The sequence below is a fragment of the Helicobacter pylori genome (assembly GCF_003638305.1).
Lineage (GTDB): Bacteria > Campylobacterota > Campylobacteria > Campylobacterales > Helicobacteraceae > Helicobacter > Helicobacter pylori_DJ.
This window is the reverse complement of sequence record NZ_MVYP01000004.1, coordinates 54401-80234: the sequence shown is the minus strand read 5'-3', so window position 1 is coordinate 80234 and position 25834 is coordinate 54401. Positions and strand designations below refer to the sequence as shown.

Genomic DNA, 25834 nt, shown 5'->3' with positions numbered 1-25834 from the left:
CTTAATCTTTATGGCTGTAATGGCTTGAGCAGTTGGGTATAAAAAACAACCCTTTGCTTTAAATGCTCCCTTAGAGCGCGGTAATTAGGGCAAAAGATTTTTACGCAACGCCAGAAATTTTTGGAATGGTTTTTGTGGATCGTGTGGGCGAGTTCATGAATGATGACATAATCAATCGCTTCTTTTTGGGCGCAAACCAATAAAAGGGCGAAACTCAAGCGGTTATGATAAGAGCAGCTCCCTAAAACTTTGGCGTTGTTTCTAATATTAAAACCGGTATAGGAAGTTTGCATTTTTTGAGCGATCAAAGGGAGTTTTCGCTCCAAATAAGTTTTTAAGATTTTTTTAAGTTCTGTTAGGGTGTAATCGTTGGCGTTTTTTGTCTCATCAAACACAAGGATTTTGTTTTGATAGGTTTCTAGGCGCGAGTGTAAAAGGGAGTATTTTTCTTGCATGGCTGAAAGGGTTTTTTTTAGCCAAGCTTCTTGTTCTTTTAAAAAAGCGTTCGCTCTAGCTTGAGAGCAAGAATTGGGCATTTTTAGAATCACTTCTAAAGAGGGCGTGATATTCAAGCTCAGGGTTTTGATTTTTTTACTTTTTTGAATGGTAATAGGAATATCATCTAGCATGATGCGTATTTTACTAAAATTTGTGCTAGAATGTAAGTCTGTTTAATATTGATTTTATTTGTATTAAGAATTAAGGCTAGCATGCGTGTTTTTATTATTCATTTAAGCCCAAAAACCTGTCAAAATTTTTCTTTAAAAGAAACTCATATAACCCCCCTTTTAGAGAGCCTTAAACTTCAAGGGATCTCTTATGAAATTTTTGATGCGATCTATTCTAAAATCTCTCCCACTCAATTACACCCCTTGATTTTAGAGCATTTGCACCCTTCTTTTATGGTTGAAGATTTATTGGCTTTTTGTAAAAATAAAAAACACCCCCCTTGCGCGTTAGAAAATTTCTTTTACGCGCTCAAGCATTGCGGGAAGAGGATGGGGTTTGGGGAGCTTGGGTGCTATGCGAGCCATTATTCCTTGTGGCAAAAATGCATAGAGTTTAATGAGGCGATCTGTATTTTAGAAGACGATATTATTATAAAAGATCGTTTTAAAGAAAGCTTGGAATTTTGCCGCCAACACATCAACGAATTAGGCTATATCCGTTTGATGCATTTAGAAGAAAATGTGGCTAAACAAAAGACTCCCGTTAAAGGGGTTTCTCAAATCTTAAATTTTAAAGATGGCATTGGCACTCAAGGGTATGTTTTAGCCCCAAAAGCCGTGCAAAAATTATTGAAATACAGCGCGAAAGAATGGGTGATGCCTATAGATTGCGTGATGGATAGGCATTATTGGCATGGGGTCAAAAACTATGTGTTAGAAGAATTTGCGATCGCATGCGATGGGATGAACGCTCAAAACTCTAACACAGAAAAACAAAGGCCCAAAAAATTACCTTTAAGTATTAGGATTGGCCGTTTTTTGCATAAAAGTGCGATTCAACAATGGAATATTTTGAAATCGTTTTTTCCTAATCATATAATCAAGTGATAATCGTTATTAAACATGCTATATTTCTTTTTTTTATAATCTAAATTAAATTTTAATTTGAATTAGACTAGGGGGAATGAGACTTTAGGGAGTTAGAATGATTTTAAAACGAGTTACTGAAGCTTTAGAAGCGTATAAAAATGGCGAAATGCTCATTGTCATGGACGATGAAGACAGAGAAAATGAGGGGGATTTGGTTTTGGCTGGGATTTTTTCTACCCCTGAGAAAATCAATTTCATGGCCACGCATGCTAGGGGGTTGATTTGCGTGTCTTTGACCAAAGATTTAGCGAAAAAATTTGAATTACCCCCTATGGTTAGCGTGAATGATTCTAACCATGAGACCGCTTTCACGGTGTCCATTGACGCTAAAGAAGCCAAAACCGGGATTTCTGCTTTTGAAAGGCATTTGACGATTGAATTATTGTGTAAAGACACCACCAAACCGAGCGATTTTGTGCGCCCGGGGCATATTTTCCCTTTGATTGCAAAAGATGGAGGCGTGTTAGCGCGCACGGGCCATACTGAAGCGAGCGTGGATTTATGCAAATTAGCTGGATTAAAACCCGTGAGCGTGATTTGTGAAATCATGAAAGAAGACGGCTCTATGGCGAGGAGAGGGGATAAATTTTTGAGCGACTTTGCCCTTAAGCACAATCTTAAAACCCTCTATGTCTCTGATTTGATTAGCTATCGTTTGGAAAATGAAAGTTTGCTGAAAATGTTTTGCCAAGAAGAGAGAGAATTTTTAAAACACCAAACGCAATGCTACACTTTTTTAGACCACCAGCAAAAAAACCATTACGCTTTTAAATTTAAAGGTGTAAAAACCCATGATTTAGCCCCTTTAGTGCGTTTCCACCCTATCAAAGAGGATTTTGATTTTTTGACGACTGATGCGTTTGAAGTGTTTTTTAAAGCGTTAGAGTATTTGAAGCGTGAAGGGGGTTATTTGATCTTTATGAACACGCATTCTAAAGAAAACAATATCGTTAAAGATTTTGGGATCGGGGCGTTAGTGTTAAAAAATTTGGGGATAAAGGATTTCAGGCTTTTAAGCTCTTGTGAAGACAGGCAGTATAAGGCTTTGAGCGGGTTTGGGCTTAAGCTTGTAGAAACGATTAGCCTTTGAGGCTTGTTGAGCTTCGTTGAATGTGTTGTAATGTTTTTAAGGTATAATAAACTCTTTTTAAGTCAAGCAATAAAGTTTGCAACCTGATGAGAGTAATAATAGAGTTTATGCTGATTTCATTAAGAACATTCCTAAAAATATTATTGAAAATATTCCTAAAAACCTTCCAAAAGATTTGGATGGTTTGCGTTATTATTTGGGGGTTGGGCTGTAGTTTTTTAAACGCTAACAGCATTCAATTAGAAGAAACGCTGAGACGAAATCCTAAAAATCTTATTTGGCAACACTTTAAAAAGAAGTTTAAAAAGAGCAATACGATCCCTTATGCCCCAAATAGCCGTTGGAAATATTTAGGCACAAGTATAGGGATTTTGGGCGTGTCGTTGGTGATAGGGATTGCGGGGTTGTATCTCATGCCAGAGAGCGTAACGAATTGGGATAGAGAAAAGTTTGGCGTCAAAAGTTGGTTTGAAAATGTCCGCATGGGGCCAAAACTAGACAATGATAGTTTTATTTTTAATGAAATTTTGCACCCTTATTTTGGGGCTATGTATTACATGCAACCGCGCATGGCTGGGTTTAGCTGGATGGCCTCAGCGTTTTTTTCTTTTATCACTTCTACGCTTTTTTGGGAATATGGCTTGGAAGCGTTTGTGGAAGTGCCTAGCTGGCAGGATTTGGTGATCACCCCTTTATTAGGCTCCATTTTAGGGGAAGGGTTTTACCAGCTCACGCGTTATATCCAACGCAATGAAGGCAAGCTTTTTGGCTCTTTATTTTTAGGGCGTTTAGCCATCGCTCTTATGGATCCTATAGGCTTTATCATTAGGGATTTAGGGCTTGGGGAAGCCTTAGGGATTTATAATAAACATGAAATCCGTTCTAGTTTAAGCCCCAATGGTTTGAATTTGACTTACAAATTTTAAGAATTTAAAATTTAAGAAAATTATAAAGAGTTTTGATAGAATACCTTTTTTTAAAAGACGCGTTTTAAAACTAATTTTAGGAGTATCCTTGAAACGATTAGAAGTTTCTAACCAAGCCAAATTACCCACTCAATTTGGGGAGTTTTATATCCAGTGTTTTAGAGAAAAGGGTTCTAATGGCTCTAAAGATCATTTAGTCATTTTCACCCCTAATTTTTCTCAAAACCCCTTAGTGCGTTTGCATTCAGAATGTTTAACGGGTGATGCTCTAGGCTCTCAAAAATGCGATTGCGGAGGGGCGTTGCAAATGGCGTTAGAAAGGATTTCTAAAGAAGGGGGGCTAGTGATTTATTTGCGCCAAGAAGGGCGTGGGATAGGGCTATTTAATAAAGTCAATGCCTACGCTTTACAAGATAAGGGCTATGATACCATTCAGGCCAATGAAATGATAGGGTTTAAAGACGATGAAAGGGATTATAGTGTTGCGGGTGAGATTTTAGAATATTACCGCATTAAAAAAATGCGCTTGCTCACGAATAACCCTAAAAAAATCGCTGCTTTAGAAAAATACGCTGAGGTAACAAGAGAGAGCTTGATCGTGTGCGCTAATGAACACAATCAAGGGTATTTGGAAGTTAAAAAGCTCAAAATGGGGCATTTATTGTGAAGACTAAAAGCACTTTTCAAAGAGATTTTAAAGAGGTTTTAAAAATATTTAAAATCATGCTTTAAAAGATTGAATATAAGGGTAAATGATGGTAGAAGTGCGATTTTTTGGACCCATAAAAGAAGAAAATTTTTTCATCAAAGCGAGCGGTTTAAAGGAATTAAGGGCGATTTTACAAGAAAAAGAGGGCTTAAAAGAGTGGTTGGGCGTTTGCGCAATAGCCCTTAATGATCGTTTAATAGACAATTTAAACACGCCTTTAAAAGATGGCGATGTGGTAAGTTTGTTGCCACCGGTTTGTGGAGGTTAGGTGTTAAAAATCATTCAAGGGGCATTAGATACGGAGAAGCTTTTGAAAGCCTACCAAGAGGAAGCTTGCGCGAAAAACTTTGGAGCGTTTTGTGTGTTTGTTGGGATTGTGAGAAAAGAGGGTAACATTCAAGGCTTGAGTTTTGATATTTATGAAGTGCTATTAAAGACTTGGTTTGAAAAATGGCACCATAAAGCCAAAGATTTGGGCGTGGTGTTAAAAATGGCGCACAGCTTGGGCGATGTTTTGATAGGACAAAGCTCATTTTTATGCGTTTTAATAGGAAAGAATAGAAAAAACGCTTTAGAACTATACCAAGATTTTATTGAAGATTTTAAGCATAACGCTCCTATTTGGAAATACGATTTGATTGATAATGAACGCATTTACGCTAAAGAAAGAAGCCACCCTTTAAAAGGGAGTGGGCTTTTAGCTTAAAAAGGAGTTAAAATGCAAACGATTCATATAGGCGTTTTGAGTGCGAGCGATAGGGCGTCAAAAGGGATTTATGAAGATTTAAGCGGGAAGGCGATACAAGAAGTGTTGAGCGAATATCTGCTCAATCCTTTAGAATTTCATTACGAAATCGTCGCTGATGAAAGGGATTTGATTGAAAAATCGCTCATTAAAATGTGCGATGAATACCAATGCGATCTAGTCGTTACTACAGGAGGCACAGGCCCTGCTTTAAGAGATATAACCCCAGAAGCCACAGAAAAAGTGTGCCAAAAAATGCTTCCTGGGTTTGGAGAGCTTATGCGAATGACTAGCTTAAAATATGTGCCTACAGCGATTCTATCGCGCCAGAGCGCTGGCATTAGGAATAAGAGTTTGATCATCAATCTTCCTGGTAAGCCAAAAAGCATTAGAGAGTGTTTAGAAGCGGTTTTTCCAGCGGTTCCTTATTGCGTGGATTTGATTTTAGGGAATTATATGCAAGTGAATGAAAAAAACATTCAAGCGTTTCGCCCCAAACAATAGGATAAAAAATGCCGCTCACTCATTTGAACGAAGAAAATCAGCCTAAAATGGTGGATATAGGGGATAAAGAAACCACTGAAAGAATCGCTCTAGCGAGCGGTCGTATCAGCATGAATAAAGAGGCTTATGACGCTATTATCAATCATGGCGTTAAAAAGGGTCCGGTGTTGCAGACTGCTATTATTGCTGGGATCATGGGGGCTAAAAAGACAAGCGAGCTCATTCCCATGTGCCATTCAATCATGCTCAATGGGGTGGATATTGATATTTTAGAAGAAAAAGAGACTTGTAGTTTTAAACTCTATGCCAGAGTCAAAACTCAAGCTAAAACGGGCGTGGAAATGGAAGCGCTAATGAGTGTGAGCATAGGGCTTTTAACCATTTATGACATGGTGAAAGCCATTGATAAGAGCATGACAATTAGCGGTGTGATGTTGGAGCATAAAAGTGGAGGCAAAAGCGGGGATTATAACGCTAAAAAATAGAAAAAGACTAATAATCTAAAGATGTTAGGGTAAAATAACATTTTGACAACAAAAGCGTGTTGGTTGCTTCGGGTTTGTTGTTATAGAAGTCTAAAATATTACAATCAAGGATAGAACGATGAAAGCAAATAATCATTTTAAAGATTTTGCATGGAAAAAATGCCTTTTAGGTGCGAGCGTGGTGGCTTTGTTAGTGGGATGCAGCCCGCATATTATTGAAACCAATGAAGTCGCTTTGAAGTTGAATTACCATCCAGCTAGCGAGAAAGTTCAAGCGTTAGATGAAAAGATTCTACTTTTAAAGCCAGCTTTCCAATACAGCGATAACATTGCTAAAGAGTATGAAAACAAATTCAAGAATCAAACCACGCTCAAGGTTGAACAGATCTTGCAAAATCAGGGCTACAAGGTTATCAATGTGGATAGCAGCGATAAAGACGATTTTTCTTTTGCGCAAAAAAAAGAAGGGTATTTGGCGGTTGCTATGAATGGCGAAATTGTTTTACGCCCCGATCCTAAAAGGACCATACAGAAAAAATCAGAACCTGGGTTATTATTCTCCACTGGTTTGGATAAAATGGAAGGGGTTTTAATCCCGGCTGGGTTTATTAAGGTTACCATACTAGAGCCTATGAGTGGGGAATCTTTGGATTCTTTTACGATGGATTTGAGCGAGTTGGACATTCAAGAAAAATTCTTAAAAACCACCCATTCAAGCCATAGCGGAGGGTTAGTTAGCACCATGGTTAAGGGAACGGATAATTCTAATGATGCGATCAAGAGCGCTTTGAACAAGATTTTTGCAAATATCATGCAAGAAATAGACAAAAAGCTCACTCAAAAGAATTTAGAATCTTATCAAAAAGACGCCAAGGAATTGAAAAACAAGAGAAACCGATAAAGACAAATAACGCATAAGATAAAGAACGCTTGAACAAACTGCTTAAAAGGGGTGTTTTAGCGTTCTTTTTGAGCGTGTGTTTAAGGGCTGATGATCTGGTTACTTACACCATCATCAAAAAAGAAGATCTAGGGTACCAGCGGTTTTTAGCTAAGAAGTGTTTAAGGGGTAAAACCCACCCCCCATGTTTTACTGAGCCTAAAAAGCCCAAAAGAAAACTTTTTAACATAGACAAAAGCTCCCATTATTACGGCACAAGCGTGGTGCAAATGTCATGGCTACAGAGCAGGGAAAAATTTGAAAACCATTCAAAATACCGAGACATTCCTTTTGCTGAAGTCAGTTTGATTTATGGCTATAAACAATTTTTTCCTAAAAAAGAGCACTATGGTTTCCGCTTCTATATTTCCTTGGATTACGCTTATGGGTTTTTTCTTAAAAATAAAGGCGCATTAGGCGATAGTTTGAGGGAGAGTTCGCAGATCCCTAAAAGCTATAGAGAAAAATTGCAAAGAAAAGAGACTTTTATTAACGCTATTTTTTATGGCGTGGGGGCTGACTTTTTACACAAACGCGCTTTCGGGACGCTGATTTTAGGGGTGAATCTCGTGGGAGAAACCTGGTTTTATGAAACAAAGATTTTTAAAAAGTGGGCTAAAGATCCTTCAAGCGTTTATCACCCTTACATGTTTCAAGTGATGTTGAATGTGGGGTATCGTTACCGCTTTTCAAGGTATAAGAATTGGGCGATAGAATTTGGCGCGCGCATCCCTTTTTTAACCAATGATTATTTTAAAACCCCTTTATACACCCTTCATTTCAAGCGCAATATTTCTGTCTATCTCACTTCAACTTATGATTTTTAGTTTTTTCAATTTTTGAAAACCAGAATTAAAACCGCTTTTTATCAACCGGAATTAAAACAAATTAAGCTATAATGATACAAAAATTTAATTTTTTAACCATTAAGGAAAGAAATGAATCTTGAAGTGAAAAAGATTGACACCGCTAACGCCCGTTTGAGCGCTAAACCTTCCATTGAAAATTTAGAAAAGCGTTATGATAAAATCGCTCAAAAAATCGCCCAAAAAGTTAAAATTGATGGCTTTAGAAGAGGTAAAGTCCCCCTTAGTTTAGTGAAAACCCGTTATCAAGCCCAAATTGAACAAGACGCTCAAGAAGAGATGATTCAAGAGGTTTTAAAAAACGCTTTTAAGGAATTAGGGATTGAAAATAAGGATCTCATCGGTAGCCCCAATCTCACTAAATTTGAAAAAAAAGACACGCATTTTGAAATAGAAGCAGATATTGGCTTAAAACCCACGATTGTTTTAGACAAGATCAAAGAGTGCGTGCCTAGCGTGGGAGTGGAAATTCCAAATGAAGAAAAAATTAATGAGCGTTTGAAACAGCTCGCTAAAGATTACGCGAAATTTGTGGATGCTGACGCTCAAAGAAAAGCACAAAACGACGATAAATTGACGATTGATTTTGAAGGCTTTATAGATAATGCGCCTTTTGAAGGGGGCAAGGCTGAGAATTTCACTTTGATTTTAGGCAATAAGCAAATGCTAGAAGATTTTGAAAAGGCTCTTTTAGGCATGCAAGCTAGCGAAGAAAAAGAATTCCCTTTGACTTTCCCTAGCGGATACCACGCAGAGCATTTGGCCGGTAAAGAAGCCCTTTTTAAAGTGAAATTACGCCAGATTCAAGCGCGTGAAGCGTTAGAAATCAATGACGAACTCGCTAAAATCGTGCTAGCTAATGAAGAGAATGCGACTTTAGAGCTTTTAAAAGAAAGGGTTGAGGGGCAGTTGTTTTTAGAAAATAAAGCCAGACTCTATAACGAAGAGCTGAAAGAAAAATTGATTGAAAATTTAGATGAAAAGATCGTTTTTGATTTGCCTAAAACGATCATAGAGCAAGAAATGGATTTGTTGTTTAGGAACGCTCTTTATTCCATGCAAGCCGAAGAAGTCAAATCCTTACAAGAAAGTCAAGAAAAAGCCAAAGAAAAGCGTGAGAGCTTTAGAAACGATGCGACAAAAAGCGTGAAAATCACTTTTATCATTGACGCTTTAGCGAAGGAAGAAAAAATTGGCGTGCATGACAATGAAGTTTTTCAAACTTTGTATTATGAAGCGATGATGACAGGGCAAAACCCAGAAAATCTCATTGAGCAATACCGCAAAAATAACATGTTAGCGGCGGTGAAAATGGCGATGATTGAAGATAGGGTGTTAGCTTATTTGTTGGATAAAAATTTGCCTAAAGAACAGCAAGAAATTTTAGAGAAAATGAGGCCTAACGCTCAAAAAACTCAAGTGGGTTGAACGGCTAAAAAGGAGAGATGATGGGATACATTCCTTATGTAATAGAGAATACCGATCGTGGGGAGCGTAGCTATGATATTTATTCGCGCCTTTTAAAGGATCGCATTGTTTTATTGAGCGGTGAAATCAATGACAGCGTGGCGTCATCTATCGTGGCCCAACTCTTGTTTTTAGAAGCCGAAGACCCTGAAAAAGACATTGGCTTGTATATCAATTCCCCCGGTGGGGTGATAACAAGCGGTCTTAGCATTTATGACACCATGAATTTTATCCGCCCTGATGTTTCCACGATTTGCATCGGTCAAGCGGCTTCTATGGGGGCGTTTTTACTAAGCTGTGGGGCTAAGGGCAAGCGCTTTTCACTGCCCCATTCAAGGATTATGATCCACCAGCCTTTAGGGGGGGCTCAAGGGCAAGCGAGCGATATTGAAATCATTTCTAACGAGATCCTTAGGCTTAAGGGTTTGATGAATTCTATTCTGGCTCAAAACTCAGGGCAGAGTTTGGAACAAATCGCTAAAGACACGGACAGGGATTTTTATATGAGCGCTAAAGAAGCTAAAGAATATGGCTTGATTGATAAAGTGTTGCAGAAAAACGTGAAGTGATTGCATGGCGTTATTAGAGATTATCCATTACCCTTCTAAAATCTTAAGAACGATTTCTAAAGAGGTCGTTTCTTTTGATTCAAAACTCCACCAACAACTAGATGACATGCATGAGACTATGATCGCTAGTGAGGGGATAGGCTTAGCCGCTATTCAAGTGGGTTTGCCTTTAAGGATGCTCATTATCAATCTCCCACGAGAAGACGGCGTGCAACACAAAGAGGATTGCCTAGAAATCATTAACCCTAAATGGATAGAAACGGGGGGGTCAATAATGTATAGAGAAGGGTGCTTGTCTGTGCCGGGATTTTATGAAGAGGTGGAGCGTTTTGAAAAGGTTAAGATAGAATACCAAAACCGCTTCGCTGAAGTGAAAGTTTTGGAAGCGAGCGAGCTTTTAGCGGTAGCCATTCAGCATGAGATAGATCACCTCAATGGCGTGTTGTTCGTGGATAAATTATCCATTTTGAAGCGTAAGAAATTTGAAAAAGAACTCAAAGAGCTGCAAAAAAAACAAAAACACAAGTAACAACCATGATCAACACGATATTTTGCGCGACCATGCAAAGGGGGGTGGCAGAAATCGTGGCTGTGGAGGCGACTTTCACAAGGGCTTTACCGGCGTTTGTGATTTCAGGCTTGGCTAATAGCTCTATCCAAGAAGCCAAGCAACGGGTCCAATCGGCTTTACAAAATAACGATTTCACTTTCCCGCCTCTAAAAATCACCATCAACCTTTCCCCCTCAGATCTGCCTAAATCCGGGAGCCATTTTGATTTGCCTATCGCTCTTTTAATCGCTTTGCAAAAACAAGAGTTGGCTTTTAAAGAGTGGTTTGCTTTTGGGGAGTTAGGGCTTGATGGCAAGATCAAACCCAACCCTAACATTTTCCCCATGCTCTTAGACATTGCCATTAAGCGCCCCCATGCTAAAGTCATTGCGCCTAAAGCGAATGAAGAGCTTTTTTCGCTTATCCCTAATTTGCAATGCTTTTTTGTGGATCATTTTAAAGAAGCGTTAGAAATCTTGCAAAACCCTGAAATCAAAGCAGACACCCACACGAAAAAACTACCCTTTAAAACGATAGAGTTGAACGATAAAGAGTATTATTTTTCAGACGCCTATGCCTTAGATTTTAAAGAAGTTAAGGGGCAAGCTGTCGCTAAAGAAGCCGCTTTGATCGCTAGCGCTGGGTTTCATAATTTGATTTTAGAGGGAAGTCCAGGGTGTGGGAAAAGCATGATCATTAATCGCATGCGTTATATTTTGCCTCCATTGAGCCTGAATGAAATCTTAGAAGCGACAAAATTACGCATTTTAAGCGAGCAAGACAGCGCCTATTACCCCTTAAGGAGCTTTAGAAATCCCCACCAAAGCGCTTCAAAATCCAGCATTTTAGGCTCAAGCTCTCTCAAAGAGCCAAAACCCGGCGAAATCGCGCTAGCGCATAACGGCATGCTTTTTTTTGATGAATTGCCTCATTTTAAAAAGGATATTTTAGAAGCCTTGAGAGAGCCTTTAGAAAACAATAAATTGGTGATCTCACGAGTGCACAGCAAGATTGAATACGACACCTCTTTTTTATTCGTAGGGGCTCAAAACCCTTGCTTGTGCGGGAATTTACTCAGCGCTACCAAAGCATGCCGTTGCCAAGATAGAGAGATCACGCAGTATAAAAACCGCTTGAGCGAGCCTTTTTTGGACAGGATTGATTTGTTCGTGCAAATGGAAGAGGGGAATTATAAAGACACGCCGTCGCATTCTTGGACTTCAAAAGAGATGCATGAATTGGTGTTATTAGCTTTCAAACAGCAAAAGTTAAGGAAACAGAGCGCTTTTAATGGTAAGCTTAACGAAGAGCAGATAGAACGATTTTGCCCTTTAAATACTGAAGCGCAAAAGTTGTTAGAGCAGGCGATTGAAAGGTTTAATCTGTCCATGCGCTCTGTTAATAAGGTCAAAAAAGTCGCTAGGACGATTGCGGATTTAAACGCTTGCGAGAATATAGAAAAATCTCACATGCTTAAAGCGCTGAGTTTTAGAAAGATTTCTTAAAAGGATTTTTATAAGGGAGAGAAAATGCAAGAATACCACATTCACAATTTGGATTGCCCTGATTGCGCGTCTAAATTAGAAAGGGATTTAAACAAATTAGACTATGTGAAAAAGGCTCAAATCAATTTCAGCACCAGTAAGCTGTTTTTGGACACGAGCGATTTTGAAAAAGTTAAGGCTTTTATTAAGCAAAACGAACCGCATTTGAGCCTGTCTTTTAAAGAGGCTACAGAAAAGCCCTTGAGTTTTACGCCACTCATCGCTACGATCGCTGTCTTTTTAGGCGCGATTTTAATCTTACACCTAAATCCTAGCCCTTTGATTGAAAAAGCGGTGTTTGTGGTGCTAGCCTTAGTGTATCTAGTGAGCGGTAAAGATGTGATTTTAGGGGCGTTTCGTGGGCTTAGAAAAGGGCAATTTTTTGATGAAAACGCTTTGATGCTCATTGCAACTATTGCGGCTTTTTGCGTGGGGGCTTATGAAGAGAGCGTCTCTATCATGGTGTTTTATTCAGCGGGCGAATTTTTGCAAAAACTCGCTATCGCTCGCTCTAAAAAATCCCTTAAGGCTTTAGTGGATGTCGCTCCTAATTTGGCTTATTTGAAAAAGGGCGATGCATTAGTGAGCGTCGTGCCTGAAGATTTAAGAATTAATGACATCGTGGTGGTGAAAGTCGGCGAAAAAGTGCCTGTGGATGGCGTGGTAGTTAAGGGCGAAAGTTTGCTAGATGAAAGGGCGTTGAGTGGGGAGTCTATGCCTGTTAATGTCAGCGAACGCTCTAAAGTTTTAGGGGGGAGCTTGAATTTAAAAGCGGTCCTTGAAATCCAAGTAGAAAAACTTTATAAAGATTCTTCTATCGCTAAAGTGGTGGATTTAGTCCAACAAGCCACGAATGAAAAGAGCGAAACCGAGAAATTTATCACTAAATTTTCACGCTACTACACCCCAAGCGTTTTATTCATTGCTTTAATGATTGCTATATTACCGCCCTTGTTTTCTATGGGGAGCTTTGATGAGTGGATTTATAGGGGGCTTGTGGCTTTAATGGTGAGCTGCCCTTGCGCGTTAGTGATTTCTGTGCCTTTAGGGTATTTTGGGGGCGTGGGAGCGGCGAGCCGAAAGGGGATTTTAATGAAAGGCGTGCATGTTTTAGAGGTGCTTACCCAAGCTAAAAGCATCGCTTTTGATAAAACCGGCACTTTGACTAAAGGCGTTTTTAAAGTAACAGATATTGTGCCACAAAACGGGCATTCTAAAGAAGAAGTTCTGCATTACGCTTCTTGTTCACAGCTCTTATCCACGCACCCTATCGCTTTATCCATTCAAAAAGCATGCGAAGAAATGTTAAAGGACGATAAGCACCAGCATGACATTAAAAATTACGAAGAATTGATCGGGATGGGGGTTAAAGCGCAATGCCATACGGATCTAATCATCGCAGGGAATGAAAAAATGCTCGATCAATTCCATATCGCGCACAGCCCTTCCAAAGAAAACGGCACGATCGTGCATGTGGCTTTTAACCAAACTTATGTGGGCTATATCGTCATTAGCGATGAGATTAAAGACGACGCCATAGAGTGCTTAAGGGATTTAAAAGCGCAAGGGATAGAAAATTTTTGCATTTTGAGCGGGGACAGGAAAAGCACGACTGAAAGCATCGCTCAAGCTCTAGGCTGTGAATACCATGCGAGCTTGTTGCCTGAAGAAAAAACGAGCGTGTTTAAAACCTTTAAAGAGCGCTATAAAGCCCCGGCGATTTTTGTAGGCGATGGCATCAATGACGCTCCGACTCTAGCGAGCGCTGATGTGGGGATTGGCATGGGGAAAGGCTCAGAGTTGAGCAAACAAAGCGCAGACATTGTGATCACTAATGACTCCTTAAGCTCTTTGGTGAAAGTTTTAGCGATCGCTAAAAAAACTAAAAGCATTATTTGGCAAAATATCTTGTTCGCTTTAGGGATTAAAGCGGTTTTTATCGTGCTAGGGCTTATGGGGGTAGCGAGCTTGTGGGAGGCGGTCTTTGGCGATGTGGGGGTTACGCTTTTAGCCTTAGCCAATTCCATGCGCGCGATGAGGGCTTAAAGCCTTTTTATCGCTAGCGTTTTAGAAGCTTAAAGGGGCAACATGCATAAAATAGAGCGATTACTCCACACTCTAGCGCCTAAGGGGGTGGAGTTTAAAACGCTTGAAGAGGTTTTTGAAATTAGAAATGGTTACACCCCATCAAAAAACAATCCTGAATTTTGGAAAAATGGGACTATCCCTTGGTTTAGAATGGAAGACCTTAGAGAAAATGGGAGGATTTTAAAAGACTCAATCCAACACATTACCCCAAAGGCTTTGAAAGGTAAGAAATTATTCCCTAAAAATTCTATTATTATTTCTACAACAGCAACGATAGGAGAGCATGCTCTTTTAATCGTTGATTCGCTAGCGAATCAACGATTCACTTTTTTAAGCAAAAAAGCGAATTGTGATCTTGCTTTAGACATGAAATTCTTTTTTTACCAATGCTTTCTTTTAGGGGAATGGTGTAAAAACAATACCAATGTTTCAGATTTTGCTTCTGTGGATATGACCGCTTTTAAAAAATATAAGTTCCCCATCCCACCCCTAGAGATCCAGCAAGAGATCGTTACGATTTTGGACGCTTTCACAGAATTAAACACAGAATTAAACACAGAATTAAACGCGCGAAAAAAGCAATACCAGTATTACCAAAACATGCTTTTAGACTTTAACGACATTAACCAAAGCCATAAAGACGCCAAAGAAAGATTAGCGCAAAAACCCTACCCCAAACGCCTAAAAACCTTACTCCACACTCTAGCGCCTAAGGGGGTGGAGTTTAGGAAGTTGGGGGAGGTAATCAATATTCTTAAAGGAAAACAACTTAATAAAGAACTTCTTTTGGATTATGGAAAATATCCTGTTATGAATGGTGGAATTTATGCTTCTGGGTATTGGAATGAATATAATACAGATTATCCAAAGATTATTATAAGTTAGGGCGGTGCTTCTGCCGGTTATGTAAATTACATGACTTCAAAATTTTGGGCGGGCGCTCATTGTTATACGATTGAATTGAATTTAGAAAAACTCAATTATAAATTTCTATATTATTTTTTAAAAAATTCTCAAACCATTCTTATGAAATCTCAATTTGGTGCCGGTATCCCCGCACTCAATAAAGCAGATATTGAAGCTTTAACCATCCCCATCCCACCCCTAGAGATCCAACAAGAGATTGTTAAGATTTTGGATCAATTTTCACTTTTAACCACCGATTTATTAGCCGGTATCCCCGCTGAAATCAAAGCCCGAAAAAAACAATACGAATATTACCGAGAAAAACTACTGACCTTCAAACCCCTAACCCCACTAAATAACAAAGAGCTTGCGGTAGCAAGTGATATTTTCTAAAAAAGCGGTCTTTTAGGGGGATCTTAAGGGGGGTTGTAGGGGGAGAATTATTTCAAAATACCCCCCTATCCCCTTATAAAATGAATTTGAAATATTTTTTAAAATGAGTTTTAAAATGACAAAGCAAAAAAAGCCCATTTTTAAAAAGTTTTAGTATCACAGAGCCAAAAATACCCATAGCGCAATGAAATAAAAAAGTTTAAAATTCTAACGCTTTTTAAAAACAAGTCCTAAAATAGGCACCAAAGCGGTTTGTAATGGCTACTTTATGGCTAGGCGTTTTTAACAAACCCTTAAAGGGTTGTTATTTGAAGAGATTTTAAAGCTTCCACACTATCTCGGTAAAAATGTGGCTTCTGTCTTGATCGGTGGCGGGTTGGCTGTCTAATTTTGGCCCGTTCCACCCCATTTTATAGCCTTGATGCATCAACACATTATAATATTCAAATTTAATGTCGGCTGAGAAATTTTTAGTGAATTTATAGCCCAAGTTGAGCGATAGGACTTGTTCATTAGCTCTAGGCCCATAAGTCAAACGCCCTAATAAGCCCCAAAGGAATTTCCTATGCACCCCACCGCCAAAGGCAAACACGGTAAAAGCGTTCGCATCCATCATGTAAGACAAAGAGTTAAGGGTGTTGGCATAAACGGTGTTCGTCCAAAAGTCAAAGCCCAAGCGGTTACCATGGTAGCCTATCATCCAGTTAGCGTTCCCAAAGGATTTATAAATCCCAAAACCAAAATTGTATTCATTCCATTCAAATTTTTGTTTGATCATCAAGCTGTGTGCGTTTTTACCGGCTGGCATGCCAAACTGGTAGGTGTCCCAAAACCTTTTAGCGTAAAAGGGATTAAGCACGGTAATATCCGTTTGAGAGCGAAACCCTAATCCGGTAAAAGTGGGGTTACTATCATAAGTGATCGTGAAGTTAGGGTCGTATTCGTTAAAGGGTGAAAAATAGACAAAAGGCTGAATGCTGAAACCCTTGTAATTCCAAATGATATAAAAGGCATGCACCCCTGGGTTTATGGTTTGCCCGTTTTTAAGAGTGTAGGTTTTAGGCGAATAGAAATTATAAAGCCACTCGTTATAGGCAAAGCCACGACCAAAAGAGCTAAACCACCAGAATTTGAAATTCCCTAAATTTAAGGTCATGTCCAAGCCTTGGTTGTAACCACTCATATAATCCGCTGGGGATTCGTACCTCCCGCCTCTAATTTGAAAAATATCCTTGTAGTTGTAGCGCAAGTAAGCGTTATAAATCACATAGTTTCTCGTGTGATCGGCATAGGTTTTTGCGCAAGTGGAAGCCGCTAAAGCTTCTTGATTAGACAACTGCGTCATTTCAGCTTGAGTCATCTTATCGTATTGGCCTTGGGTCAAATTCCCTGTAGCTAACCCGCAACTAGCCCATGGTTTTTGCCCTACAAGACCGCCCCAATAGCCCACATAGTTCCACGTCATAGCCCCATAGGGTTTTCCTGTAACTTCGTTAATAAAATCCTTAGTGCTATCATAAATCACAGCACCCCCCCAACCCCCAAGGCTCCCATCTAAATGGTGCCCGTTAGCCGTAGCGCTTTTGGGCAAGAGCTCCGTAAAATCTACTTGCATGTAGGCCATAATCGTCATAAAGGTTTCGGTAGGGTAAATCCCTTTATTAGTGTTGATAGGTTTGTTATTGAAACCGACTTTAGAGAAACTTTCAGCACCCGCTTTGATTTTAGCGATTTTACCCAAATCAAAAGCTTCACTTTGAGAAGAGAATAAAAAAAGAAGCGTTGCGATATTTCTAGCAGATGCAACTTTGTAGTTCATGTGTTTAACCTTTAGTATAAACCAAAAATTCTAAATAGAGTAAGCCAACACCGTTCAAAGAAAATTTTTTCTTGCAGATCTTAAACATCTAATCAGTCTGTTCATCTTTCATCCTTTTTTTCTACGAAGTCTGACTTACAAAGTTAATTCTTAACTAAGTCGTGCGTTAATACTAACATAATATTATGGTTTTTTTTAATTTTGAGAATAAAATTTTTCTTTGTTAGTCAAATATGGACACTCAAAGCCTTATTTCATCTCAATATTATTTAATCTTTTAATTTATTCATTCCTTAACACGCTTAAAGCGTCAATAGTAGAAGCTTTTTTAGACGGGTAATAAGAAGAAAGGGCTACGATAATCACAGAACCTATGAGAGTGAGCGTAAAATCCATTAAAGACAGATCTAAAGGCAAAGTGTTGATGCCATAGACATCTGCTGGGAGCGAGATGATAGGGAACACGCTTAAAAGATACATGCTTAAAAACGCTAAAACCACCCCAAGCACCACACCGCCCAAACCAATGATATTACCCAAATAAAAAAAGGTTTTTTGGATTTCTTTTTGACTGCTCCCCATGCTAAAAAGCAAAGCGATTTCTTTACGCCTGTTCATCACCACCATTAAAAGCGAGCTGATGATATTCAAAGACGCCATTAAAATAATGAGCATGAGCACAATGAATAACGCTCTTTTTTCTAATTCCATCGCTGAGAAAAAATTCCCGTTTTGCTGCCACCACCCTTCAATGCCTATGCCATGGTGGTTGATGGTTTTTAAAGCGTTGCGTAAAATTTCAATATCCTTCATGGGCGTTTTAGAATAGACATGCACCCCATCATAAAGCCCTAAGGGCAACCTCCTGATCGCGCTTATAGCTTGAAGGCTCGCATACATGTAACTCATGTCGTAAGATTTTAGCCCTGAATCAAAATCGCCTTTGATAGTAAAACGCTTCATGATAGGGGAGAGGGTTAGGCCTGTTGGTTCTAATTCGGTGAAAAACAGATCGGCTTTTTGATTGAGATCTAAATTCAAGCTGTATCTCAAGCTTTTCCCCACGATCAAATTAAAAGGGTTTTTAAAAAGATCGTTTGTATTGGTGTTTTTTAAAGCGTCGTTTAAAACTTCATTGATGCGCCTTTCTTTAGAAAAATCAACCCCAAACACCACGCCACCATTCATGGAATGCGCGCTTTTAATCAGGCTTTGGGTTTGCAAATAGGGGCTAAAAAGCAAATTAGGGAACTTTTTTTCTAAAGCTTGAACCACTTCTTCGCTGATCCCATAAGGGCTTGTGGTATAGAGCGTTAAGGGGTAGTTCATCACAAAAAGCTTTTTTTCAAATTCCTTACTCATGCCGTTCATGATTGCCATAGCCACAATTAAAACCATCACGCCAACCGCCACGCCAAAAAAAGCTAACAAAGCGGTGATGCTAATAAAAGGCTGGCTTTTATCAAAACGCAAATAACGCTTGATAAGGAAAAAAATTAAGGATCTATTTGGCAAATAAGCCCTTTTTAGGCCCGCTTTTAGCGCAACAATCTTTGTATTTTTTCCCGCTCCCACAAGGGCAAGGCTCGTTTCTTTTAGGGGTTTTAGAAAAAGCTTTTATGGACATATTCAAATCTTCATCTAAGGTTTCTTCATGGCGGTAAGTTACGCTCTCATGCTCTCTTTCTTCGCTGAAGTTATCCAAATAACGCTCGGCATCGCTAGAATCTTGCTCGTTTTCAAACTGGATCTTAGAAAAGGTTTTGATCGCTTCTATTTTAATGTCTTCAATGAGTTCTAAGAAAAGGTTGTAACTCTCTTTTTTGTATTCTACAAGGGGGTCTTTTTGGTTATAGCCTCTTAAATTGATACCGGTTTTGAGATTATCCATCGTATAAAGGTGCTCTCGCCATGCGTTGTCTAAAATCTGCAAATACACGATGCGTTCAATCCGGCTTCTTTGTTCGCTATCCAAAACTTTCATTTTGTTTTCATAATCGCTTTTTAATTTTTCAGCTACAAAGCTTTCAATAGGAGCGGCTTTTTTTAAATCTTCTAATTTAACATGAGCGTTAAAATCTTCTTTTAAGACGTTTTTAAGCCCTAAAAGTTCCTCTTCAGACAGGTTTTGATGGTCAAAGGCTTTGAGTTTAGAAAAGATTTGATTGAGCGCGTATTCTCTGTTTTCAGCGATTTTAGCGCTAATATCGTAATTGGCATCTAATAATTCATCTCTAAATTTATACACGCTTTTTCGTTGCTCATTAGCCACATCATCGTATTTTAACAAATGCTTACGGCTTTCAAAATGCAAGTTTTCCACTTTTTTTTGCGCGTTTTCCACCGCTCTTGTAACGAGTTTGGATTCAATGTGTTCGCCGTCTTTAAGCCCTAATTTTTCCATCACCCCCTTAATCCTATCGCTCCCAAAAATGCGTAACAGATTGTCTTCTAAACTCAAATAAAACTGACTCACCCCCGGATCGCCTTGGCGCCCGCTTCGCCCCCTTAATTGGTTGTCAATCCTACGGCTCTCATGCCTTTCAGTGCCAATGATATACAGCCCCCCAAGCTCTTTAATTTCATCGGTGAGCTTAATATCAACGCCCCTGCCTGCCATGTTAGTCGCAATCGTAACCGCCCCCTTAAGCCCGGCGTCTTTGATGATTTCAGCTTCTTTAGTGTGTTGCTTAGCGTTTAAAACGGTGTGAGGGATGCGCTCTTTTTTGAGTAAAGCGTGCAAGGTTTCACTTTTTTCAATGCTAGCCGTGCCGACTAAAACGGGCTGCCCCTTATCGTGTAATTCTTTAATTTTAAGGATCACGGCGTCAAATTTTTCTTTTTCACTCTTATAGATGAGATCGTTCAAATCTTTTCGCTTGATCGCTAGATTAGTAGGGATAGACACCACTTCTAAATTATAGATTTCTAAAAATTCTGTGGCTTCAGTTTGAGCCGTGCCTGTCATGCCTGAAAGTTTAGAAAACATCCTGAAATAATTTTGGAAAGTAATATCGGCTAAGGTTTGGCTCTCTTCTTTAATGCTCACGCCCTCTTTAGCCTCTAAAGCTTGGTGTAAGCCCTCACTAAAGCGTCTCCCCTCAGACAAGCGGCCGGTAAATTCATCTACAATCACCACTTCATTATTGGCTACAATATAATCTTTATCAATAAAAAAGAGGTAGTTCGCTTTCAAAGCCTGGTCTAAATGGTGCGATAAGGCGGCGTTTTCAATCTTGTATAAATTATCCACGCCAAAGAGGTTTTCGGCTTTTTTAATCCCCTCTTCAGTGATTAAAATCGCGCGGTTTTTTTCATCTATGGTGAAATCGGTTTCCACTTGCATGCTTTTAGCGACTTCATCAGCCTTGTTGTAATTTTCCATGCGCCTATCCACAGGCCCTGAAATGATTAAAGGGGTTCTCGCTTCATCAATTAAAATGGAATCCACCTCATCAACAATAGCGAACGCATGGGATTTTTGCACCTTATGCTCTAAAGAATATTTCATGTTATCCCTTAGATAATCAAAGCCAAATTCATTATTAGTGCCATAAACAATGTCTTTAGAATAAATTTCTAAACGCTCATCATCATCGCGTACGCTCGCGGTGATCGTGCCTACGCTATAACCTAAGAATTGATACAACGGCTCCATTTCCTTAGAATCCCTATGGGCTAGGTAATCATTGACCGTTACCACATACACGCTCTCGCCCTTTAAAGCGTTCAAAGCCACCGCTAAAGTAGCGACTAAAGTCTTACCCTCCCCGGTTTTCATTTCAGCGATTTTGCCATCGTTTAAGACCATGCCCCCAATGAGTTGCACGTCAAAATGGCGCATCTTTAAGATCCTTTTACTCGCTTCTCTGGTGATAGCAAAACTTTCTGGTAAGACTTCTAAAAGGGTTTTTTCTTGCAAATCTTTTTCTGTGGATCGCACGCGATTTTTTAATTCTTCAAAAGCGTTTTGCAGCTCAACATCGCTCATTTTTTCATAAGTAGGCTCTAAAGCATTGATAGTTAGGACTTGTTTTTTGTATTGTTTGATCCACCGATCGTTTCTGGTGCCAATGATTTTTCCAATGATTGCTTTTATCATAGTAGTAATAACCTTATTAAGAGTGCTTCAATCTCATTTATTTGATTAAAGCGTCAGTTTTTAATCCCATTTTAGCATGGATAAAATAAAAGTCTTGTAAAATAAAGGGTTTTATTAAAGATGAGAGATTGTTTTAAGGTTTGATTAATGAAAGCTTTTTTAAAGATTTTAATGGTTTTGATTTTTATAGGCGTTGCTTACGCTAAAAATCCTCCAACCCTTTCTAAAGAAGAAGAGGTTTTACAAAATTTGCAAAGTTTTAGCGCGCATTTCAAGCAGGTTTTAAAAAACGAAAAACCCTTAGTTTATTATGGGGTTTTAAAGGCTAAAGCCCCTAATTGGGCTTTATGGGTTTATGAAAAGCCTTTAAAAAAAGAAATTTACATGAACGATAAAGAAGTGGTGGTTTATGAGCCTAATTTGTTTCAAGCGACCATCACGCCCTTAAAAGACAAGACGGATTTTTTCACCATTCTCAAGCGGTTAAAAAAGCAGACTGACGGATCTTTTAAAACGACTATCAACAAGACCACTTATCGTTTGACTTTTAAAGACGGCAAGCCTTTTTCGTTGGAATTTAAAGATGAAATGAATAATCTTGTTACGATCACTTTTTCTCAAGCAGAAATTAACCCCACCATTGCTGATGAAATCTTTGTTTTTAAGCCTAAAGATGAAAACATTGATATTGTGCGCCAATGATTTTTAGCCGCTCATTAATAAAAGTTAGTTACAATAACCAAGCTTTTAAAATCATGGGGCTGACTTGGATTTCGACAGATTTCTTGTCGCACAGATAGCATGCCAAGCGCTGCTTGTAAAACAGCAACAAAAATAACTGTAAACAACGCAGATTACGCTCCAGCTTACGCTAAAGCTGCGTGAGTTAATCTCCTTTTGGAGCTGGACTGATTAGAATTTCTAGCGTTTTAATCGCTCCATAACCTTAAGCTAGACGCTTTTAAAAGGTGGTTCGCCTTTTAAACTAAGAAACAAGAACTCTTGAAACTACCTTAAGGTTTTAGAAAATTGGACCAGAGCTAGTTTTAAGGCTAAAAAGCTAATCAATTTTCTAAGCATTGTAGAAGTTTGTGTTTAGGACAAGATTTTTGGACTGGGGTTCGATTCCCCACAGCTCCACCATATTAAAAAGTATCATTTTTATAGCGTATTTAAGGAAGGTAAATGCAGAAGTTTTTCTCTCGTTTTAGAAGGTGGGCGTTGCCCTTTTATTTTGTGAGCGCTTTAGCAGCGATTGATATTGATGAAGTAACAGAAGCTCAAGCTAACAGCGTGAAATTAAGCGATCAGTTAGTGAGCCTGAGCGATAAGCTTTTAGAAAAGGCGGTGGATAGGGGGCGCAATACCGATCACTTAAAAGATCTTAGCGATTTGCATGAAAAAATCAAACATTTGCGCTTGATTTTAGAGCCTAAGCCTAAGGATAAAGAAAATAACCCTAACTTAAAAGATCATCAAGGCTCTGAAACGATTGAAATCGGCGAAGCGGTTAAAAAGGCTTTAGGCGAGCCGGTATTCCCCCAAGACGCGCTAGACGCCGCTTTGCAAATTGACAAACAGCTGGATTCCTTCAAGCAAGACAATTTGATTGATGTTAAGCCCTTAAAAGATGTTTTAGCCCAGCTAGAAGCCGAATTGAGAAAAGCCATTAATTTCCAAAAACAATGGCTCAATTCTACCAAGCCTAATTGATAGGGTTTAAAAAAAGAACTTCACGCTAACCACAAGGTTGCTCCTGTCTTGTGTGTTCGCTTTAAAGGCTTTATTAAAAGGGCTAGTGAGATCATTAACCTTATAGCCAGTGTGCATGCTCACCGCATAGTATTGTAAATTCACATCAACGCTAGCAAAAGAACCCCATTTATAACCCAAGTGCAAGTTAATGGATCTTTCGCTCGCTCTAGTGGCATAAGTGTATCTGCCTAAAATACCCCATAAAAACCCTCTATACACGCCCCCACCAAAGACATATCCGCTAACAGAGTCTGCGGTAACAGCGTTACTAAAAACCAAACCATAAATGCTGTTACTTCTTATGTCAAAAGGGATCGGGTTACCATACCAGCCAATCCTTGCGTTAGCGTTGCCAAAATTTTGGTAATAACCAAAGCCAAAGTTAAACTCGTTGTAGTCAAAGCGTTGGTGGATTAAAAGCGATGCACCCCATTCGCCAATCTTAGAGTTACGCCAATACACATCGTATAAATCTTTAGCATAAACGGGGAAAATCACATTGATAAGGGTTTGAGATCGCAACCCTAAACCCCTAAATTTCGGGTTGCTATCAATATGGATTTTAATCCCGGGCGCTTCGTAAGTTTTAGGTGAAAAATAAAAAAAGGGCGTGGCTTGAACATGTTTGCTAGAAAAATAGAGTTGCACCGCATGGATGCCATCATTAATATCTTTTCTGTCGTCTTCAGTAACAATAGGAGAATACCAATCTCGTATCCATTGCCCCGCAGCTAAAGCCCTCCCAAAAGAGCTGAACCATTTTAACGCTATTTTAGAGTTGATTTTATAATCCAGTTCAAAACCCTGTGTATAACCGCTCATAAAATCCATGTTAGAAAGGTAACGCCCTAATTTGATGTGGAATTTATCGCCATAAGAATAAAACAAATAGGAATTATACAGCACATAATTACGGGTGTGAGCGTCAGATTCTATGCGGGAGTCTTTCCAAGGAGCGTCGCCTAAATACCCCCACCAACGCCCTATGAAGAAAAAAAGCTCTGAGCCATAGACTTGATGCGTGGCTTGGTCTATGAGCGTTTTGGTAGAATCGTAAGCGAGCGCTCCTAAAATCCCCCCAACGCCTATTTTTAAGCTGTGTTTTTCAATGTTTTTAGGGAGCAGATTGGAATCCACTTGAAGCTTGATCGTGGCGGTTACAAAAGTGGCTGTAGGGAAAATCCCTTCTTTGGAATTGAGTTTGGAATGGTTAAACCCCACCTTAGAAAAAGATTCCGCTACCCCACTAAACTTATAATCAAAAGCTAATAAAGGGCTTTGATTGTAAAGAATGGAAACAAACAATAGAGGTAATTTTTGAAATTTTAACACCGAATAACCTTTGTTTAATTTTCCCTCGTATCATAATCCAATTTTATTAAAAACCTATTAAAAATGAAAGTATTCAAATAATTATCTAAATATTATTCTTTTTTTGTCCCGCTTTCATTTTTTATCGGCTCAAAAGAATACCCTAAAGCCTGATAAATTTGATTGTGGTAACGGACTTGATTGTCTTCCAAACTCTCTTGAAAAGACTTTTTAAAATGCGGATCTAGCGTGTTTAAAAACACCTCTAGCCCAATTGCACTGGAATAATTCACCCAATCATGCCTTAAATCGCTCTCCAATAAGGAAGCGTATTCTATAAGCGTTTCATCGCTATTTTGTAAGGCATTGACAATGAATAAATTCTTTCTGTCTTTAGGCTGGGTGAGTAAGAGTAAAGAGGGGTTGAAATTGATTTGTGTGGAAAGGATTTTAAAGGGCTTGTATTCTAAAAGCCCTATTTGAGAAAGAATCAGGCCGCTTTTAGTGGTAGGGGTGTTTAAAATCAAAATAGAATTTTTAAAAAACGCATCATGTTTTCTAAAATTTTTTGAAAAACTCGTGGCTTGCTTGTAAGAAATATTTTCTTGGTGTTTGACTTCAATATTTAAAGACTCCGTGATTTGCCTCAAGCGTTCGCCTATCAGGCCATCATCATCGTATTCAATCACGGGCGAATTATGACCGATAAAAGAAATGAGCATGCCTAATTGCTCTTTATAGTCAATCCCCCCAAAATACAAGCGCTCGTTTAAAGAAGGCTCGGTATGATTTGCTAATTGCGTTTTATTTACCGTAGGCACATAAGTAGGGGTATTGATAGTCGTGTTTTGGAGCAAATTTTCCACGCCCTCTTTAGTCAATAAAGCGATGATAAAAGGGAATTTTTCTTTTTCAATTTCTTTATAAGTTTGCTCTAATTTTTCAGGGCTTTCTTCATCGCTGTCAAAGACTTGGATATTGAAATCGTTGTTTCTAGTGTTCAAATACGCTAAAAGGGTGTTCATCACCGAAATGGCATAACGCCCCACGACTTTTTTAGGCAGTAAAATCGCTAATTCAATCTTAGGCTCATAGCTTTCTTTAGCTGGGGTTTGAGAAGCGATGGATACGGGGTTGAGTTTGTTTAAGATGTCCTTGTAATAAGTTTTAAGGCTCTCATCTTGGTTGTTGTTATCGTATTGAGACACAAAAGAAAAGATTTGATTTTGCAGCATCAAGTCTTTCAAACATTCCAAAGAGCAAGGCTCTGTCTTAATGATTTGTTGGTACGCTGGAGGCAAAGGGGAAAACAGATAGCTTTTAGCGTTCAAGCTTATCGCGCAAAAAGTGGAGACAATCAGCGCAAAGCGTTTGAAAAATCTTTTTCTTAAGGCGTATGGCATTTTTTAATATCTTTTAAACTGAATTTCCTAAAATTTTATTATAGAATATTTAACCCTAAAAGGA

23 protein-coding genes, 1 other RNA gene and 1 pseudogene are annotated in these 25834 nt (G+C 38.9%); 19 read left to right on the top strand and 6 right to left on the bottom strand.

Translation table 11 applies throughout. The annotated features are described in order from the left end of the window. Window positions 1–8 precede the first annotated feature (8 nt). Window positions 9–629 (bottom strand): M48 family metallopeptidase, encoded by a 621-nt coding sequence (locus tag EAL04_RS02815; protein ID WP_120973145.1) that lies wholly within the window; start codon window positions 627–629, stop codon window positions 9–11. A gap of 81 nt (window positions 630–710) precedes the next feature. Here EAL04_RS02815 and EAL04_RS02810 point away from each other — a divergent pair, with 81 nt between their 5' ends. The 16 genes and pseudogenes from EAL04_RS02810 (at window position 711) to EAL04_RS02735 (ending at window position 15380) form a co-directional block, all read left to right on the top strand. Next, window positions 711–1556: a glycosyltransferase family 25 protein gene (locus tag EAL04_RS02810; protein WP_120973143.1), complete on the top strand. Its 846-nt coding sequence runs from the start codon at window positions 711–713 to the stop codon at window positions 1554–1556. A 97-nt stretch (window positions 1557–1653) separates the two neighbouring features. Beyond that, the gene (locus tag EAL04_RS02805; protein WP_120973141.1) at window positions 1654–2688 is read left to right on the top strand and encodes a bifunctional 3,4-dihydroxy-2-butanone 4-phosphate synthase/GTP cyclohydrolase II; all 1035 of its coding nucleotides are present in this window, start codon (window positions 1654–1656) and stop codon (window positions 2686–2688) included. Between the two features lie 179 nt (window positions 2689–2867). Continuing rightward, window positions 2868–3614 carry a DUF3943 domain-containing protein gene (locus EAL04_RS02800; RefSeq protein WP_240454668.1) on the top strand — a complete coding sequence of 249 codons (747 nt, stop codon included), beginning with the start codon at window positions 2868–2870 and terminating at the stop codon, window positions 3612–3614. Window positions 3615–3702: 88 nt separating this feature from the next. Next, window positions 3703–4281: a GTP cyclohydrolase II gene (gene ribA / locus EAL04_RS02795; RefSeq protein WP_000825061.1), complete on the top strand. Its 579-nt coding sequence runs from the start codon at window positions 3703–3705 to the stop codon at window positions 4279–4281. An 88-nt stretch (window positions 4282–4369) separates the two neighbouring features. After that, entirely contained in the window at window positions 4370–4591 is a 222-nt protein-coding gene (locus tag EAL04_RS02790) for a MoaD/ThiS family protein (RefSeq protein WP_156594649.1), read from the top strand. Then, the gene (locus EAL04_RS02785) at window positions 4592–5029 is read left to right on the top strand and encodes a molybdopterin synthase catalytic subunit (RefSeq protein WP_120973134.1); all 438 of its coding nucleotides are present in this window, start codon (window positions 4592–4594) and stop codon (window positions 5027–5029) included. A 12-nt stretch (window positions 5030–5041) separates the two neighbouring features. Continuing rightward, window positions 5042–5572 carry a molybdopterin adenylyltransferase gene (gene mog, locus EAL04_RS02780; RefSeq protein ID WP_001193317.1) on the top strand — a complete coding sequence of 177 codons (531 nt, stop codon included), beginning with the start codon at window positions 5042–5044 and terminating at the stop codon, window positions 5570–5572. 8 nt (window positions 5573–5580) lie between these two features. Then, on the top strand, window positions 5581–6057 hold the full coding sequence (gene moaC / locus EAL04_RS02775; RefSeq protein ID WP_001131545.1) for a cyclic pyranopterin monophosphate synthase MoaC: 477 nt from the start codon (window positions 5581–5583) through the stop codon (window positions 6055–6057). Window positions 6058–6175: 118 nt separating this feature from the next. Further along, window positions 6176–6958 carry a flagellar sheath lipoprotein HpaA gene (gene hpaA, locus EAL04_RS02770; RefSeq protein ID WP_120973132.1) on the top strand — a complete coding sequence of 261 codons (783 nt, stop codon included), beginning with the start codon at window positions 6176–6178 and terminating at the stop codon, window positions 6956–6958. A 29-nt stretch (window positions 6959–6987) separates the two neighbouring features. Further along, the gene (locus EAL04_RS02765) at window positions 6988–7824 is read left to right on the top strand and encodes an outer membrane protein (protein WP_120973130.1); all 837 of its coding nucleotides are present in this window, start codon (window positions 6988–6990) and stop codon (window positions 7822–7824) included. 111 nt (window positions 7825–7935) lie between these two features. Continuing rightward, window positions 7936–9291: a trigger factor gene (gene tig / locus EAL04_RS02760; protein ID WP_120973128.1), complete on the top strand. Its 1356-nt coding sequence runs from the start codon at window positions 7936–7938 to the stop codon at window positions 9289–9291. A gap of 20 nt (window positions 9292–9311) precedes the next feature. Further along, a complete protein-coding gene (clpP, locus tag EAL04_RS02755) occupies window positions 9312–9899 on the top strand; it encodes an ATP-dependent Clp endopeptidase proteolytic subunit ClpP (RefSeq protein ID WP_000540573.1) in 588 nt (195 codons plus the stop codon). Window positions 9900–9903: 4 nt separating this feature from the next. Continuing rightward, a complete protein-coding gene (gene def / locus EAL04_RS02750) occupies window positions 9904–10428 on the top strand; it encodes a peptide deformylase (protein ID WP_120973126.1) in 525 nt (174 codons plus the stop codon). A 5-nt stretch (window positions 10429–10433) separates the two neighbouring features. Beyond that, on the top strand, window positions 10434–11954 hold the full coding sequence (locus tag EAL04_RS02745; RefSeq protein ID WP_120973124.1) for a YifB family Mg chelatase-like AAA ATPase: 1521 nt from the start codon (window positions 10434–10436) through the stop codon (window positions 11952–11954). Between the two features lie 24 nt (window positions 11955–11978). Beyond that, window positions 11979–14039, top strand: a complete 2061-nt coding sequence (locus EAL04_RS02740) for a heavy metal translocating P-type ATPase (protein WP_120973122.1) — start codon at window positions 11979–11981, stop codon at window positions 14037–14039. Between the two features lie 42 nt (window positions 14040–14081). Continuing rightward, a pseudogene (locus EAL04_RS02735) lies at window positions 14082–15380 on the top strand (restriction endonuclease subunit S). A 319-nt stretch (window positions 15381–15699) separates the two neighbouring features. Here the strand turns inward: EAL04_RS02735 and hofF are convergent. The 3 genes from hofF to secA all read right to left on the bottom strand — a co-directional run bounded on the left by hofF (window position 15700) and on the right by secA (window position 21301). Continuing rightward, window positions 15700–17199 (bottom strand): outer membrane beta-barrel protein HofF, encoded by a 1500-nt coding sequence (gene hofF, locus EAL04_RS02725; protein WP_120973120.1) that lies wholly within the window; start codon window positions 17197–17199, stop codon window positions 15700–15702. A gap of 282 nt (window positions 17200–17481) precedes the next feature. Next, window positions 17482–18714: an ABC transporter permease gene (locus EAL04_RS02720; protein ID WP_120973118.1), complete on the bottom strand. Its 1233-nt coding sequence runs from the start codon at window positions 18712–18714 to the stop codon at window positions 17482–17484. Beyond that, a complete protein-coding gene (gene secA / locus EAL04_RS02715) occupies window positions 18704–21301 on the bottom strand; it encodes a preprotein translocase subunit SecA (protein ID WP_120973116.1) in 2598 nt (865 codons plus the stop codon). The genes EAL04_RS02720 and secA overlap by 11 nt, the downstream gene beginning before the upstream one ends. Window positions 21302–21448: 147 nt before the next feature. On the opposite strand from secA, the gene lolA reads away from it, so the two are divergent. The 3 genes from lolA (at window position 21449) to EAL04_RS02700 (ending at window position 23014) form a co-directional block, all read left to right on the top strand. Then, window positions 21449–22003, top strand: a complete 555-nt coding sequence (gene lolA / locus EAL04_RS02710) for a LolA-like outer membrane lipoprotein chaperone (protein ID WP_120973114.1) — start codon at window positions 21449–21451, stop codon at window positions 22001–22003. A gap of 55 nt (window positions 22004–22058) precedes the next feature. After that, window positions 22059–22444: a transfer-messenger RNA gene (ssrA, locus tag EAL04_RS02705) on the top strand. A gap of 42 nt (window positions 22445–22486) precedes the next feature. Further along, complete coding sequence (locus EAL04_RS02700) at window positions 22487–23014, top strand: hypothetical protein (RefSeq protein WP_001168785.1); 528 nt, start codon at window positions 22487–22489, stop codon at window positions 23012–23014. 6 nt (window positions 23015–23020) lie between these two features. Here the strand turns inward: EAL04_RS02700 and hofE are convergent, their stop codons facing one another. Continuing rightward, the gene (gene hofE, locus EAL04_RS02695) at window positions 23021–24388 is read right to left on the bottom strand and encodes an outer membrane beta-barrel protein HofE (RefSeq protein WP_120973112.1); all 1368 of its coding nucleotides are present in this window, start codon (window positions 24386–24388) and stop codon (window positions 23021–23023) included. A 92-nt stretch (window positions 24389–24480) separates the two neighbouring features. Next, window positions 24481–25770, bottom strand: a complete 1290-nt coding sequence (locus EAL04_RS02690; RefSeq protein WP_120973110.1) for an IS701 family transposase — start codon at window positions 25768–25770, stop codon at window positions 24481–24483. Between the last annotated feature and the right edge of the window lie 64 nt (window positions 25771–25834).

Bases quoted from the DNA above. Each gene is read 5' to 3' on its own strand.
- EAL04_RS02815 (WP_120973145.1), bottom strand. From the start codon at position 629: ATGCTAGATGATATTCCTATTACCATTCAAAAAAGTAAAAAAATCAAA.
- EAL04_RS02810 (WP_120973143.1), top strand. From the start codon at position 711: ATGCGTGTTTTTATTATTCATTTAAGCCCAAAAACCTGTCAAAATTTT.
- EAL04_RS02805 (WP_120973141.1), top strand. From the start codon at position 1,654: ATGATTTTAAAACGAGTTACTGAAGCTTTAGAAGCGTATAAAAATGGC.
- EAL04_RS02800 (WP_240454668.1), top strand. From the start codon at position 2,868: ATGGTTTGCGTTATTATTTGGGGGTTGGGCTGTAGTTTTTTAAACGCT.
- EAL04_RS02790 (WP_156594649.1), top strand. From the start codon at position 4,370: ATGGTAGAAGTGCGATTTTTTGGACCCATAAAAGAAGAAAATTTTTTC.
- mog (WP_001193317.1), top strand. From the start codon at position 5,042: ATGCAAACGATTCATATAGGCGTTTTGAGTGCGAGCGATAGGGCGTCA.
- moaC (WP_001131545.1), top strand. From the start codon at position 5,581: ATGCCGCTCACTCATTTGAACGAAGAAAATCAGCCTAAAATGGTGGAT.
- hpaA (WP_120973132.1), top strand. From the start codon at position 6,176: ATGAAAGCAAATAATCATTTTAAAGATTTTGCATGGAAAAAATGCCTT.
- tig (WP_120973128.1), top strand. From the start codon at position 7,936: ATGAATCTTGAAGTGAAAAAGATTGACACCGCTAACGCCCGTTTGAGC.
- clpP (WP_000540573.1), top strand. From the start codon at position 9,312: ATGGGATACATTCCTTATGTAATAGAGAATACCGATCGTGGGGAGCGT.
- def (WP_120973126.1), top strand. From the start codon at position 9,904: ATGGCGTTATTAGAGATTATCCATTACCCTTCTAAAATCTTAAGAACG.
- EAL04_RS02745 (WP_120973124.1), top strand. From the start codon at position 10,434: ATGATCAACACGATATTTTGCGCGACCATGCAAAGGGGGGTGGCAGAA.
- EAL04_RS02740 (WP_120973122.1), top strand. From the start codon at position 11,979: ATGCAAGAATACCACATTCACAATTTGGATTGCCCTGATTGCGCGTCT.
- hofF (WP_120973120.1), bottom strand. From the start codon at position 17,199: ATGAACTACAAAGTTGCATCTGCTAGAAATATCGCAACGCTTCTTTTT.
- secA (WP_120973116.1), bottom strand. From the start codon at position 21,301: ATGATAAAAGCAATCATTGGAAAAATCATTGGCACCAGAAACGATCGG.
- lolA (WP_120973114.1), top strand. From the start codon at position 21,449: ATGAAAGCTTTTTTAAAGATTTTAATGGTTTTGATTTTTATAGGCGTT.
- EAL04_RS02700 (WP_001168785.1), top strand. From the start codon at position 22,487: ATGCAGAAGTTTTTCTCTCGTTTTAGAAGGTGGGCGTTGCCCTTTTAT.
- EAL04_RS02690 (WP_120973110.1), bottom strand. From the start codon at position 25,770: ATGCCATACGCCTTAAGAAAAAGATTTTTCAAACGCTTTGCGCTGATT.